General features: G+C 72.4%; 16 protein-coding genes and 1 pseudogene. 6 read left to right on the forward strand and 11 right to left on the reverse strand.

The genetic code is table 11. The features are described from left to right. Window positions 1–190: 190 nt before the first annotated feature. The 3 genes from surE to FHS29_RS32865 are packed head-to-tail and all read right to left on the reverse strand — an operon-like array spanning window position 191 to window position 2,121. Window positions 191–928 (reverse strand): 5'/3'-nucleotidase SurE, encoded by a 738-nt coding sequence (surE, locus tag FHS29_RS32855; protein WP_184697861.1) that lies wholly within the window; start codon window positions 926–928, stop codon window positions 191–193. Then, complete coding sequence (locus tag FHS29_RS32860; RefSeq protein WP_184697864.1) at window positions 925–1,851, reverse strand: PfkB family carbohydrate kinase; 927 nt, start codon at window positions 1,849–1,851, stop codon at window positions 925–927. Before FHS29_RS32860 ends, surE begins: the two co-directional genes overlap by 4 nt. Before the next feature lie 48 nt (window positions 1,852–1,899). Beyond that, entirely contained in the window at window positions 1,900–2,121 is a 222-nt protein-coding gene (locus tag FHS29_RS32865) for a DUF6343 family protein (protein ID WP_184697867.1), read from the reverse strand. 136 nt (window positions 2,122–2,257) lie between these two features. Here FHS29_RS32865 and FHS29_RS32870 point away from each other — a divergent pair, with 136 nt between their 5' ends. Together FHS29_RS32870 and FHS29_RS37920 are read left to right on the forward strand one after the other, a co-directional pair. Beyond that, on the forward strand, window positions 2,258–3,652 hold the full coding sequence (locus FHS29_RS32870) for an alpha/beta fold hydrolase (protein WP_184697870.1): 1,395 nt from the start codon (window positions 2,258–2,260) through the stop codon (window positions 3,650–3,652). A 39-nt stretch (window positions 3,653–3,691) separates the two neighbouring features. Beyond that, on the forward strand, window positions 3,692–4,144 hold the full coding sequence (locus FHS29_RS37920) for a PaaI family thioesterase (RefSeq protein WP_184697873.1): 453 nt from the start codon (window positions 3,692–3,694) through the stop codon (window positions 4,142–4,144). A gap of 4 nt (window positions 4,145–4,148) precedes the next feature. On the opposite strand, the gene FHS29_RS32880 is transcribed toward FHS29_RS37920, so the two are convergent. From FHS29_RS32880 to FHS29_RS32900, 5 genes and pseudogenes are all read right to left on the reverse strand, one after another. Continuing rightward, window positions 4,149–4,619 carry a hypothetical protein gene (locus tag FHS29_RS32880; protein ID WP_184697876.1) on the reverse strand — a complete coding sequence of 157 codons (471 nt, stop codon included), beginning with the start codon at window positions 4,617–4,619 and terminating at the stop codon, window positions 4,149–4,151. 181 nt (window positions 4,620–4,800) lie between these two features. After that, a pseudogene (locus FHS29_RS32885) lies at window positions 4,801–4,887 on the reverse strand (ABC transporter ATP-binding protein); the annotation flags it as partial. Between the two features lie 233 nt (window positions 4,888–5,120). Beyond that, window positions 5,121–5,507: a DUF4383 domain-containing protein gene (locus tag FHS29_RS32890; protein ID WP_376774497.1), complete on the reverse strand. Its 387-nt coding sequence runs from the start codon at window positions 5,505–5,507 to the stop codon at window positions 5,121–5,123. Window positions 5,508–5,655: 148 nt separating this feature from the next. Continuing rightward, a complete protein-coding gene (locus FHS29_RS32895; protein WP_184697882.1) occupies window positions 5,656–6,894 on the reverse strand; it encodes an Nramp family divalent metal transporter in 1,239 nt (412 codons plus the stop codon). 67 nt (window positions 6,895–6,961) lie between these two features. Beyond that, window positions 6,962–7,825: a manganese catalase gene (locus FHS29_RS32900; protein WP_184697885.1), complete on the reverse strand. Its 864-nt coding sequence runs from the start codon at window positions 7,823–7,825 to the stop codon at window positions 6,962–6,964. 187 nt (window positions 7,826–8,012) lie between these two features. On the opposite strand from FHS29_RS32900, the gene FHS29_RS32905 reads away from it, so the two are divergent. From FHS29_RS32905 to FHS29_RS32920, 4 genes are all read left to right on the forward strand, one after another. Beyond that, complete coding sequence (locus tag FHS29_RS32905; protein WP_184697887.1) at window positions 8,013–8,717, forward strand: AfsR/SARP family transcriptional regulator; 705 nt, start codon at window positions 8,013–8,015, stop codon at window positions 8,715–8,717. Then, complete coding sequence (locus tag FHS29_RS32910; protein ID WP_184697890.1) at window positions 8,714–8,926, forward strand: hypothetical protein; 213 nt, start codon at window positions 8,714–8,716, stop codon at window positions 8,924–8,926. The genes FHS29_RS32905 and FHS29_RS32910 overlap by 4 nt, the downstream gene beginning before the upstream one ends. A 233-nt stretch (window positions 8,927–9,159) precedes the next feature. Next, window positions 9,160–9,741 (forward strand): helix-turn-helix domain-containing protein, encoded by a 582-nt coding sequence (locus tag FHS29_RS32915; RefSeq protein ID WP_184697893.1) that lies wholly within the window; start codon window positions 9,160–9,162, stop codon window positions 9,739–9,741. A gap of 270 nt (window positions 9,742–10,011) precedes the next feature. Next, complete coding sequence (locus FHS29_RS32920; protein WP_184697896.1) at window positions 10,012–11,556, forward strand: vanadium-dependent haloperoxidase; 1,545 nt, start codon at window positions 10,012–10,014, stop codon at window positions 11,554–11,556. 50 nt (window positions 11,557–11,606) lie between these two features. Here the strand turns inward: FHS29_RS32920 and FHS29_RS32925 are convergent, their stop codons facing one another. From FHS29_RS32925 to FHS29_RS37325, 3 genes are all read right to left on the reverse strand, one after another. After that, window positions 11,607–12,710, reverse strand: a complete 1,104-nt coding sequence (locus FHS29_RS32925) for a hypothetical protein (RefSeq protein ID WP_184697899.1) — start codon at window positions 12,708–12,710, stop codon at window positions 11,607–11,609. Between the two features lie 164 nt (window positions 12,711–12,874). Beyond that, window positions 12,875–13,102 (reverse strand): thioredoxin family protein, encoded by a 228-nt coding sequence (locus FHS29_RS37320; RefSeq protein WP_184698336.1) that lies wholly within the window; start codon window positions 13,100–13,102, stop codon window positions 12,875–12,877. Further along, window positions 13,099–13,431 (reverse strand): hypothetical protein, encoded by a 333-nt coding sequence (locus FHS29_RS37325; protein WP_246441120.1) that lies wholly within the window; start codon window positions 13,429–13,431, stop codon window positions 13,099–13,101. The genes FHS29_RS37320 and FHS29_RS37325 overlap by 4 nt, the downstream gene beginning before the upstream one ends. Between the last annotated feature and the right edge of the window lie 67 nt (window positions 13,432–13,498).

Consider the following 13,498-nt stretch of genomic DNA (forward strand, 5'->3'; position numbering starts at 1 on the left):
GGTTGGTGGTGCAAGCGGTGAAGCGTGCTTGCACCACCAACCCAAGCGCGGTCGGGCTTCGCCCAGGCCGTACGGGGAGAACACGAAGCACACGTCTGCGCAGAAGCGCAGCCGGAGCGCCAGAGGCGCCGTGTGCGAGCCGGCGCGAACGCTCCAGGGAGTCGGCGGTTTCCCGAGACCCGCGACCGCCCTAGAACTCCAGGCCCGGATCCTCGGCCACCGACCGCAACGGGGTGAGGGTCGAGTGGCCCTCGGCGAGCAGGGCGGCGTCGCTGCCCGGCGGGAGGTCGCCTTCGACGACGATCGAGGCGAGCGTGATCGAGCCGTCGTCGGTCTCCTTGACCCGGCTGCGGACCGCGCCGAACTCGGCCAGCGAAGCCCGGCGCGGCGCACCGGCCTCCGGGAGGTTGGGCACGTTGAGATTCAGCGTCGCGCCGGGCGGCAGGGCGGCCAGCCGGTCGAACAGGCCAGTGGCCACCGCGACGGCGGTGGCCCAGTGCTCCGCCTCCGGTTCCAGGCCGACGTCCAGCGACACGGCCATCGAGCGCGCACCGTTGATGGCGGCGGTCAGCGCCGCGCCGACGGTTCCGGAGTGCAGGACCGCACGGCCGACGTTCGCGCCTCGGTTGACGCCGGACAGCACGATGTCCGGGGCGCCGCCGAACGCGCCTTGAGAAGCCACCAGGGCGATGAAGGCGGGGTGCGCGGCGACCGCGTATGCGGGCACGTCGGGCAGTCCGGCCAGTTCCCGGCGTTCCACCTTCACCCGCCGCTCGTCCTCGGCGGCGGTCAGGCCCGCGCTGGTACCGCTGGACTCCCGCGCGGGCGCGGCGACCACCGTCGTCCACCCGTGCTCCACCGCACCGCGCGCCAGGGCGGCCAACCCGGGCGAGTCGATGCCGTCGTCGTTGGTGATGAGCACCCTCACCTGTCGTCCTCCCACCGCTTGAGCCGCACCCGTCCGACCAGTTCCCGCACCACGTCCCCGCTGCCCGACCCGAGCCCGTGCCGCATGACGTTCACCGCGCCCGCCGCCGCGCCGAGCTTGAGCGACTCCTCGACGGACAAGCCCTGCGCCAGCCCGGCCGCCAGCCCGGCGGTCATCGAGTCACCGCCGCCACGCGTGTCCACTGTAGACAGGCGCGGCGATTCCACCAGGAAGAACCCGCCGTCGATCATCGCCAGGGTCTCCTCCGCCGCCCGCGACACCACGACCGAACCGACGCCCGAGGAGGCGACCTGCTCGCACGCCTTCACCAGGTCCGGCAGCGAGTCGGACTCGGCCAACCCGTCGGACACCAGTTCCTCGTGGCTGACCTTCACCACCGCCGGACCGCCCGCGAGCGCGGCGGCCAGCCGCCCGCCGGACAGGTCCACCACGACCTGGCAGCCGTTGCCGCCGAGGTCCCTGGTCAGCCGTTCGTAGACCGAGTCCGGCACCGGCTCGTCGTTCTCGGCGGGTCCGCTGAGCACCGCCACGCCCGCGTGCAGCGCTTCGACCAGGGTCATCTCGTACAGGTCGTCCAACTCGTGCCGGGACAGCGAGTCCGCCGGCATCACCACCATGGGATCCCGCACGCCGTCGCGGCGGTCGTGCACGTACGCCCCGTTGCGGGCGACGACGTCCCGGGCCTTCAGGTCCACCCCGATGAGTTGCCGCAGCACCTGACCCGTCTCGCCGCCGAGGGCCGCGCAGAGCACCACCTCGACGCCCAGGGATCGGATCATCCGGGACTGCCACACCCCCTGACCTCCCGCGTGGATGTGGATGTCAGGCTCGCCGTCCAACTCCTCCACCGTCACCGTCAACTGCGGGGACGGCGCGAACACTGCCACTCGACCTGTCGTCATGAACCCCCTTTACCCGTTTTGCCCGATTCACACCCCGAACCCGCGTCCTCAGCCCGGATCACCGCGCCGCTTGCGGTGGACCACCCAGAACAGGTCCACCACCAGCCCGACGGCGATCAAGGCGAGCACCACCGCGAGGAACGTGAACCCGGCCCGCGCGAGCAGGAGGGCCGCCCCGCCGTTGAGCACGATGCCGAAACCGGCCAGCCACAGCCGAAGCGTCAACGCGCTGCGCGGCGGGGCACGTGGTGGCAGTCCATCCTCGTCCATGTACGCGGGATTCCCCGATCCGCGGCGTGCACACCGGTAGGCCGTCGGGATGAGCCCGCCTTCATCCCGAAGTCCGACGCCGGGTGACCCGACCGCGAACCATGATCGCCACGATTCGGACGACCGAGGGGACGGTATGAGCAGAGCAGTGGTGTTGGCCGTGGTGGTGGGGGTGGCCGTGGCGGCCGTGCCCGCCGTCGCGCAGGCGGAGCGGAGCCGGCCGGACTGGCGGGCGTGCGGCGAGCGAGGGGCCGAGTGCGCCTCGGTCGCGGTGCCGTTGGACTGGGCCCGGCCGGGTGGTGAACGGATCACCGTGGCGGTGTCCAGGGTGAAGGCGGCCGATCCGGCGCGGCGGATCGGGGTGTTGTTCGTCAACCCCGGCGGACCGGGCGGACCGGCGGTGCCGCTGGTGCGGGACTACCTGGCCGAGGTGTTCCCACCGGACCTGCGCGACCGGTTCGACATCGTCGGCGTCGACCCGCGCGGAGTCGGGGAGAGCGTGCCGGCCATCACGTGCCCGAAGCCGCCGACGGACCCGAAGACCACTCAGTTCCCCCGCACGCCGGAGCAGTACCAGCGGCTGGTCTCGTACAACCGGGAGGTCGCGAACGCCTGCCGGCAGGCCACCGGGCCGTTGATCGACCACGTCGACACCGTCAGCGCGGCCCGTGACTTCGACGCGGTGCGTGCGGCGTTGGGCGCCGACGAGGTGAGCTGGCTGGGCCTGTCCTACGGCACGCTGCTGGGCGCGACCTACGCCAAGATGTTCCCGAACCGGGTACGTGCGGCGGTGTTCGACGGGGCTGTGGACCACACGATCGGGTCGCGCCGGATGGCCTCCGACGAGGCCAGGAGCACCGAGGACGTGTTCACCAGGTTCGCCGAGTGGTGCGCCGCCGAGCAGTCCTGCGCACTGCACGGGCGCGACGTGCTCGCCGAGTACCGCGCCCTCCAGGACCGCGCGGAACGGCAGAACATCCCCGCCGAAGGCGCACCGGACGGCGTCACGGCCGAGCGGATCGGGTACGGCGTGTACGAGCTGTTGTACATGACCGAGACGTGGCCGCACCTGGCCGAAGGCCTCCGCGACGCGACCGCCGCCGAGCCGGACGCGGCGATGTTCGTGGGCCGACCGTCGTCCTCGCAGGCCGCCTACCGGGTCATCGCGTGCCACGACTTCCCCAGCGACGTCCGCGGCTTCGCCGACCTGGCCGCCCGGCAGCGGGAGGCCCGGCGACTCGCCCCGGTCACCCGTGGCCACGTCGAGGCGTGGGACATCCAGGCCGGGTGCGCCGGCTGGCCCATCCGACCGGCGAACCCGTGGGGACCTGTCCTGGTGCGCGGCGCGGCGAACGTGCTCGTGGTGGGCGGCGAGCACGACCCGGCCACCCCGCACGCGTGGGCGGTCGGCCTGACCTGTCAGATCCAGGGCTCACGGCTGCTCACCTCCACCGCCGTCGGCCACACCGCCTACTTCAACGACCCGGACGTCAGGCGGCAGGAGGTGGCGCACCTCGTCGATGCCGCCTGACCGCGAATCGACCGCCGCATCCGCCTAATGTGAACGCTCGTGAACAGCATTCAGGAACGCCTCTACCCCAAGCTGCCGTGCTTCGGCTGCGGTCACGCGAACGCCAAGGGCCTGCGGTTGCGCAGCTATCCCGGTGACGACGGCGTGGTGACCGCGACGTTCACACCGTGGCCGGAGCACGACAACGGGTTGGGGTTCCTGAACGGCGGCATCATCTGCACGGTGCTGGACTGCCACAGTGCCGCCGCCGTGATGCTGGAGGCCGACCGGCAGGGCTGGAAGCCCCTCGGTGACGCCGCGCTGTCGTACGTGACAGCGGGTCTGGACGTGCGCTACCTGCGGCCGTCGCCGCTGGGCGACCCGGTGGAACTGCGGGCGTCGGTGCGGGAGGCGTCCGAGGCGCGGATGACCGTGGACGTGGAACTGGTGTGGGACGGCAAGACGCGGGCGGGGGCGACGGCGCTGTGGAAGCGCTGGCGACCCCGCCCGTGAGCGGTCACCGGAGGTGGTCGGCCAGGGCGTCGGCGATCGCGGCGGCGCCCACCCAGCGGTCGGACTCCTTCGGGGACAACTCGACGGTCGCCAGCGGCTCACCCGCGAGCACGAGGTCCGGGCCCGCCGGGTAGGCGCGCAGGACCGACGCTCCGGGACGGATCGGGATCACCGCCGCGACTCCGCCGACCGTGCCCGCGATGGCGATGACCTGCTCGTCGTTCTCGGCGGGATCGACCCTGACCTGGTCGACCGCGACCCGGACCCCCTTCTCCGCGAGCCGGGCGATGACGGCCTCGGCGAGCCCGTCGCTGATCGCGATCAACCGGGCGCGGCGCAGGATCTCGACGTACCGTGCCGGGGGCTCGTGGTCGACGCCGCGCTGGTCGCGTGCCGCCGGGCCGGCGGCTCCCATCTCGGCGAAACGGGTGCGCGCTTCCTGCTCGACGCGCGCGGGGTCGACGGTCTTCGCCACGGTCCGGGTGCTCCTGCCTCACGATGCTTGCGGTGACAACAGACCCTACGTGGTGAACCCGCAAAATTGCGGACACGACGCTTCCCCGATCGGGCGGATCACACTTGTCCCCGATGCGGTGAAGGTTCTGCTGAAGCGCAGGCCGGCCCGGCGACCGAGGCGGTCACCGGGCCGGCGTGGGCAGGGCACGGGCGATGTCGACGCGTTGGCGGCGGAGGCCGGAGAGCTGGTGTGGGCGGCGGTCCGCCTGGTCGGCGAGGCCGACCGCGGCGTCTCCGACTGCGGCGACTCCGTCCACGGCGGACACCATCGAACGCCGCCCGCATCGTGCGCCGGATGCGCCCACCTCGCTGACCGGACAAGAGACCGAAGTCCCCACCCTGGTCCTACGTGGGCCGTCCAACCAGGACATCAGCGTCGACTCGCGCACGCCGCCGTCACTGCCGTGAACACGTAGGGCCTCGTCCGCTGACGGACGAGGCCCTGTGGTGGTCGGTTCGGTCAGACGGTCCGCTTCCGGCGCAGGGCCAGACCGAGCCCGATCATGCCCACGGCCAGGAACAGGTGCAGCCAGTTGTCCGCGGTGTTCAGCGGGACGAAGTTGGCGGCGCTGTCGAAGTCGATGATCAGCCCGTAGAGCCACAGCACCAGGTAGACCGCGCCGCCGCCGATCAGGAACGCGGTCGCGCCCGCGACCGTGCGTGCCATCACGAAGCCGACCACACCGAACAGCAGGTGCACGATGTTGTGCAGGACCGACACGTGGAACACGCCCAGCAGCATCGCGGTGGAATGGTGACCGCCGAACGTCATGCCGTCGTAGTCGGTGGTCACACCGGGGATGAAGCCCAGGATTCCGACCAGCAGGAACACCGCGGCAACCGCCATCGCAGCTATTCTCACCGGGTGCGAATTCCGGACCGACCCGGTGTTTGCGTTAGTCATGACCGTCTCCTTCTTCCTAGTCGGACCCGGTGGGTGGCTACCCGTCTTTCCGATTCGCACACTTTCTGCGGGGAGGACCGATATCGGACTGTCACCCGGTGAGGGTCCGTACGAGCAGGAACAGGTTCAGCGCGGAGATCACCGCCGCACCCGCCGCGCCGATCCACGTCGTGGCCCGCCGGTCGGCCGCGTCGCCCATGACGTCCGCCCGCCGACCCAGCAGCACCAGCGGCACCAGGGCGAACGGGATGCCGAACGACAGCACGACCTGACTGAGCACCAACGCCTTCGTAGGGTCCACCCCGGACGCCAGCACCGCCAGTGCGGGAGCCATGGTGAGCAGTCGGCGCAGCGCCAGCGGGATGCGCCGGCGCAGGAAGCCCTCCATCACGATCTGGCCGGAGTAGGTGCCCACACTGGACGCGGCCAGGCCGGACGCCAGCAGCGCCAGGGCGAACGCCAGCGCCGCGCCGGGCCCGAGCAGGTCGCCCAGCCCGGCGTGCATGTCCTCCAGCGACTCCCCCGGCGACCCGGTCGCGTGGAACGCCCCGGCCGCCACCACCAGCATGCTCACGTTGACCAGCCCGGCGACCCCCAGGGCCACCACGATGTCGGCTCGGCCGGCCCGCAGCGCGCTGGCCCGCGCCCCCGGGTCGCTGACGTGGTGGTGCCGGGTGAGCGCCGAGTGCAGGTAGATGACGTGCGGCATGACCGTCGCACCGAGCATTCCGGTGGCCAGCAGCACGCTGTCCGCGCCCGCGAAGCCGGGCACCAGGCCGGCCGCCGCGCCGGTCGGCGGACCCAGCCGCAGCGCCTGGTACAGGAACCCGCCGAGCACGATCGCGAGCAGACCGATGATCACCGACTCGAACCTGCGGCGGCGCAGCGGCGCGAGCGCCAGGATGCCCGCCGACACCACGGCGGTGATCAGCGCGGCGGGCAGCAGCGGCACCCCGAACAGCAGGTTCAGCGCCACCGCCGCGCCGACGAACTCGGCCAGGTCGGTGGCCATGGCGACCAGCTCGGCCTGCACCCAGAGCAGCCCGGTCACCGGGCGCGGGTAGTGCTCCCGGCACAGCTCCGGCAGGCTGCGGCCGGTCACCACGCCGAGCTTCGCCGACTGGTACTGGATGAACATCGCCAGCAGGCTCGCGCCGACGATCACCCACAGCAGCAGGTAGCCGTGCTTCGCACCGCCCGCCATGTTGGTGGCGAAGTTCCCCGGGTCGACGTAGGCGACCGCCACCACGAACGCCGGCCCCATCACGACGGCCGCCGAGCGCAGCCGGGTCACCAGCCGCGGCCGGACCTCCACCGGCACACCGGTCATTCGAGCGTTCCTCTCGCTGCACGGGCGCGTGCCGCCCCGGTCGGGGGCGACACGCGCCGACCGGTGGTCAGGTGAGCTTGCGGATGGCCTTCTCGATCAGCCCGAGGTTGGCCGGGCTGGTCGAGTACAGCAGGGGGTCGGGCTTCGGTGCGGACGCCTTGTCCCCCAGCGGCTGGGGGTCGGTGACGTAGGAGAACTCGTGCGTGCCGTCCGGCGCGGGTCCGGACGCCCAGCGGCCCTCCTGCCCGGCCGGGCCGTCGGAGTTGTGCCAGATGGTGCCCGCGTGCTCCTGGTGCTCCTCGTCGAACAGCGCGCTCGGCGAGATCGGCCCCTCCAGGCCGTCCTCCTGGAGCTCCTCGATCGCCGCCAGCCACATGTTCTGGTGGGCGGTGTCGCGGGCCAGGTTGAACTTCAGCATGTCGCGCACGCCGGGGTCGTCGGTCATGTTGTACAGCCGGGCGGTCTGCAACCTGCCCTGCGCCTCGGCCGCGACGTTGGCCCGGAAGTCCGCCATCAGGTTGCCGCTGGCGACGATGAACCGCCCGTTCCACGGCACGCCGTTGCTGTCGGACAGCGTGGGGCCGCCGCCGCTGACGATCGCCTGCTGCGGGTCCATGCCGCCGATCACGGCGGCCACCACCGGGTCGTCGGCCACCGCCTTCGCCGTCACGTCGGAGGGCGCTCCCTCCAGCAGCCGGGCGACCATGGTCGCGATCATCTCGACGTGGCCGATCTCCTCGGTGGCCACGTCCATGATGAGGTCCTTGTACTTGCCCTCCATCCGGCAGTTCCACCCCTGGAACAGGTACTGCATGGTCACGGTCATCTCGCCGAACGCGCCGCCGATGAGTTCTTGCAGCTTGCGCGCGTAGTGCGCGTCCGGCGCGGTGGGCTTCGCCTCGAACTGGAGTTTGCTCGTGTGCAGGAACATGTCGCCTCCTCGCTTCGGGGAGCCCAGACGTTAGGAAGCGCTCGTGACGGTCCCGGCGCGTCCGCGTCACCGCCGCGTCACCACCGCTGGTAGGGCCGGGCGAAAAACACCGGATCGTGGTGTGTCCGGCCGCCGGGTGGGCATCCGATGCGTTCGACATGCACTTGAGAAAGCGATGGGTCGCCAGATGACCGACACTTGCACCCCGACCCTCACCCTGCGCCTGCTCGACGGATTCGGGCTGGACGACGGTCGGCTGCACGTCATACCGGCGGCGCGCAGGCTGCTGGCGCTGCTGGCCATCCGGGAGAAGGCGGTGAACCGGACGACGGCGGCCGCGCTGCTGTGGCCGGAGGCGACCGCCCGTCGCGCGGCGGCCTCGCTGCGGTCCACCCTGTGGCGACTGGCCAAGCCGACCGGGCCGCTGGTGGAGACCGCGGACGACACCCTGCGCCTGCGCCCCGGCGTCCTGGTCGACTTCCACCTGGCACGCCGGCTCGCCACGGCGGCCTCCGACCAGCTCCCGGACGCGCACGCGCTCGCCCTGCTCAAAGCCGACCTGCTGCCCGACTGGGACCAGCCGTGGCTGACCGCCGAGCAGGACTGGTGGCGGGAGGCGCGGCTGCGCGCCCTGGAGACCCTCAGCGACCGCTTCCGGTGCGCCGGCGACCACCACCGGGCCCACCACGCGGCGACGGCGGCCGTGCAGAGCGACCCGCTGCGGGAGAGCGCCCACCGGGTGCTGATCGAGCTGCACCTGGCCGACGGCAACCCGGCCCAGGCCGTGCGGCAGTACACCGGGTACCGGCACCGGCTGCGCGCCGAACTGGGGCTCGACCCGTCGCCGGAGATCCGCCGCCTGGTCGGCCCGCTGCTGGGGCGCCGGCCGTGACCGGCTTCGGGGCCGCCCTCGCGGGCACCGGACTGGTGTGGCTGGCCGGTCTCGGTGTGTTCGCCCTGGCCTGCCGGCTTTCCGCGGCGGAACCGCGCGGCCCGCGCGACACGCGCCGCATCGCCGCCTGGCAACGCGGCTGTCCTTGGGCCACGGCCGTCGGCGTCGCGGTCGTCACAGTCGGCTTAGTGCTGCTGTCCACCATCTGAATCCACTGTGGACAGAACCTTCCGGGTGTTCACGACCATGGTTGACGGACGGGTTTCGTTGTACTCGTGGACGTTGCCCTCCGGCGCGCATAGTCTCGTGATCACACGCACCACTGGGGGCAGCGGCGTGTCGGGGATGAGCGCACGGGGGGTTCGAGATGTCTACCGAGCTGGTTTTGCCATACGCGAGAAGATCTTGCACGCGGGTCGGGCACACGGGCGCGGTGGCGGCCGTGCACGACGATGGCGAGATCGCGGCTTTAGAGCGCGATCTGGTGCTCGGCGCGCGACGTGAATACCGCCGGTTGACCGGTGATGTCGCCGCATCGGCCCAGGCCGACCGCGGTGCCCTCATCGGCGTGCGGCGCCGGACGATCTGCGCCCTGCCCACCGAGGGGGCGGACGCGCTTGCCGCACAGGACATCGCGCACGACGACGAGGTGCGGGTGCTCGCCGGCCGGCCGCCGGCGGAACTGCTGATCGTGGACGACGTGGCCGTGGTCCGGCTGGCGACCGGAGCGCTGGTGGTGCGGACACCGGTGCTGTCGTCGCTGCTGGCGGACTACTTCGAACACTTGTGGGACAGGGCGGTTCCGCTGGCGGACGACGGGGTCCGGCCCGCCGGCGGGCTGACCGCCGTGCAGCGGCGGATCCTGCGACTGGCCGCCGAGGGGTTCAAGGACGACTCGATCGCCCGGGTGCTCGGGCTCAGCTCGCGGTCCGTGCGGCGGCACATGGAGAAGCTCGCGGCACGCGCCGGCGCGAGCAACCGGCTCACCCTGGGCGCTGCCGCCGCGCGGCTGGGCTGGATCTGACGCCGCGCCGTTCCGGGACGCCCCGGCGGGGTCGTCCCGGAACGGCGTTCGTCGTTGCCCGGAAGGGGTTCTCAGCGGGTGGCCGGTTCCGGTCGCTGTCCGCTTTGCCCTCCCTGCCGCGCCCGCGCCGTGGTGATGATCACTGACGCGGTTCTCCGCGCTCCTCGGCCGGCGATGCCGGCACCCGTTCCACGGCTGGTACCTCGACGCACGGGGGGATCGTGCGCGCGCCCGGCCGGTGGGGAGGAGGGATGCGACACGAGGAGAGAGATGAGCCGGTTGACGGCACGGCGGCGGCTCGGCCTGGTGGCCGTGACGACGTTGACTCTGGGGGGCACTCTCGGCGCGTTGGCACAGCCGGCGGCTGCGGCACCCGCGAGCGACCCCGTCCTGTACTGGAACGACGTCCTGCTGGCGACCTACCGGACCGTCGGCGGAGCGCCCGGTCCGCTGGCCAGGGGCGGGGCGATCATGCACGCCGCGATCTACGACGCGGTCAACTCGATCACCACTGTGGGCCAACCCTATGTGTACAAGGCGGAAGCACCGAACGCGTCGGTGCGGCACGCGGTCGCTTACGCGGCGCACGACGCGCTGACGGCGGCGTTCCCCGGCCAGGACTTCGCCGACGAACTCGCCGGAGCGCTCGTCGGAGCCGGCGCGGACACCGGCAACGGGACCGGTCTGGGCCAGGCGGCGGCGGCCGCGATCGTCGCCGACCGCACCGGGGACGGCTCGGCGGACAACACCCCGTACCAGCCCGTCCCGCAGCCCGGGCACTGGCGGCCCACCGGATCGGGCAACGCGGCCACGCCCAACTGGGGCAAGGTGAAGCCGTTCACGGCGACCTCGGGCGCGCAGTTCCGACCACCGCACCCGGCCGGCCACCCGACCATGTCGGCGCTGCTCGCCAGCCCGGAGTACGCCGCGCAGGTCAACGAGGTGAAGTCGCTCGGCAGCGCGACGTCGAGCACGCGCACCGCCGAGCAGACCCGGATCGCGCACTTCTGGGCCAACGACCTGGACGGCACCTACAAGCCGCCGGGCCAGCTCTACGCGCACACCCGGATCGTGGCGGACCAGCGCGGGCTGGGGCTCGCCGACAAGGCGCGGCTGTTCGCCCTCGTCGGACTCGCCATGGGTGACGCCGGAATCGTGTCCTGGGACCGCAAGTACGAGACCGAGATCGATTTGTGGCGGCCGGAGTCGGCCATCCGGCTGGCCGACACCGACGGCAACCCGGCGACCGTGCCGGACCCCAACTGGCGCCCGCTGTCCAAGCTCGACGACGGCACCCCGTTCTCCCCTCCGTTCCCCGCCTACACCTCCGGGCACGCCACGTTCGGCGGCGCGTGGGCCGGTGCCATGAAGTCGTTCTTCGGCACCGACGACATCGGTTTCACCGCCACCACCGAGGACCCGTTCGCACCCGGTGTCACCCGCACGTTCGGCAGTTTCAGCGCGGCTGCCGCGGAGAACGCGCGCAGCCGCGTCTACCTGGGCGTGCACTACCAGTTCGACGGGGACCAAGGCGTGGCGTCCGGCACCGCGATGGCCGCGGGCGCCGGCGCCCGCGTCGTCCGGGCGGCCGGGGCGACGGCGCCGGCGGTGGTCGGCTGCTCGTTCGGCGACGTCTACAAGACGTTCGACAACGGCCGGTTGAAGGACTACCACGTGTCTCCCAACCGGGACACGGCGCTCAAAGTGCACTTCGGCAGCACTGACGGCAGCGCGCAGTACGCCACCATCGACAGCGGCTTCCTGAAGGGCCTCAAGGGCTGGATCTCCAGCGCCTGCGTGCGGCTCATCGCGTAGGACCACCGGAGGGGTGGCGGACCTCGCCCACGGAGAGGTCCGCCACCTTTTCACCCGGTGACGGCGATCGTCGCCCGACAACCGGAGCAGTACGAGCCGGTCCGGAAATGCCTTCCGGCGGCCCACACCGTGGTCGTGCCGGGAACCTCCGCGATGCCGCGCATGGCGCTGTGGGACAGGTCGTCCGAAGTGGACGCCGTGGTCCACGCTCCCGCGCCGTAGCGGGCGATGAACGGCTTGGCGTCCCGACCGTCCTCGGTCTCCCCCGCCACCCACAGGCCGCCTCGGCCGTCGTCGGTGGCGGCGTTGATCCTCGTTGCCGGAGCGGCCGGCACGGCCACCCGTTCCCAGGCGCGGCCGGACCAGCTCAGCACCAGCGGTCGCGCGTCGGCCCGGCCGACGGCCCAGACCCGGCCGCCCGCCGTGACGACGTCGGTCAACTCGACCTGGTGGGCGCCACCGGACGGCACCGGCACGGAGGCCCAACCGCTCCCGTTCCACCGCCACGACAGCCCCCGGGACCGCGCGCCGGCCAGGCCGCCTTCCGTGCCGACGGTCCACACGTCCGTGCCGGACTCGCCCGAAACGGCTTCCGCGCGGGCATAGTCGCCCTCGGCGGGCAGCACCACGCGTTCCAGCGCCACGCCGTTCCACCGGTGCGCGACGGGGCGTTCGACCAGCCCCGAACCTTCGCGCCCCACCGCCCACACGACGGTGTCGGACACCGCCGCGACATCGGCGAGCCTGCCCTGCGCGCCGGCCGGCGCGGTGCCGATCGCCTTGGCCCACTTGCCGTCACGGGCCAGCAGCAACGGCCTGGCGAGCCCTCCGACGTAGTCCTGGCCGACCGCGAACACCCGGTCGCCCCGTGCGTGGACCGCGCGCAGGGTGGGTGATGCCGTCGCGGGAAGGTCCCCCACCGAAGACCACCGGGCGCCGTCCCACCGGAGCAGGACCGGCCCGCCCCCGGTCTCCGACGAACCGACGGCGTAGGCCACGTCCGACGACACGGCCGACACGTCGTCCAGCAGGTACTCCAGACCCACCGGAGGAGCCGCCACCCGCTGCCAGCCGCCGCCTTCCGCACCGGCCGTGCCGGTCATCGCGGCCACGAGCGCGACCGAGACGACCGCCGCCTGCCACTTCGTGTTCAAGTGCCTACCTCCGTTACCGCCCTGCGGTCGAGTCTGGCGGAACCGGCTACCACCGGGAGACGGCGGCGGGAAGTCGTAAGGGGCTTGTAAGCAGCCCGTCGAACGGGCGGCCGACCGGACCGGTCGACGGTGTGGACGCGGGGTTCCCGCGCCCACGCCGCGGGTCAGCCCTTCGCGAGCCGGGCGTCGATCCACGCCTTGAGCTTCGCCTCGCCGGGGTAGCCGATCAGGCGGGAGTTCGGCAGCTCCGCCGAGTCGCGCACCGGGACCAGCGTCGGGAGGTAGCGGACGTTGTACCGGGTCATCAGGTCCCGGCTGCGGTCGGCGTCGACCTCGCCCAGCAGGAACCGGCCGCCGTACTGGCCGGCCAGCCGTTCGACCACCGGCTTCATCCGCCGGCAGCGCGGCACCAGGTGGCCCCGAAGTCCAGGATCACCAGCTTGTCGGCCATCCGCCGGTACGCCGCGCCGGCGATGTCGCCGATCTCCCGGACCAGCAGCGCGCACGGGCCGTCCTCGCGCCACGCCGGCACGTGCCGCACCGACATCGGCGTGCCAACCAGCGGCCGGATGGTCAACCCCTCCCGGGCCGGTCGGGTCGGTTGCACGAGACCGACGCCGTAGCCGCCCACCACCAGCCGCTCCCGCGCGGTGTCCACGTCGGCGTCGTGCGTGATCCTCGGGTCGAACCCGTGGGCCAGGCACATCTCCCGGAACACCACGCGGCAGCCGTCGCGGGCCGCAGATCAACACCAGGGCGAGGTCGACGCAGCGGTTCCCTCGCACGTC

Source organism: Saccharothrix tamanrassetensis (assembly GCF_014203665.1).
Classification (GTDB): Bacteria; Actinomycetota; Actinomycetes; order Mycobacteriales; family Pseudonocardiaceae; genus Actinosynnema; species Actinosynnema tamanrassetense.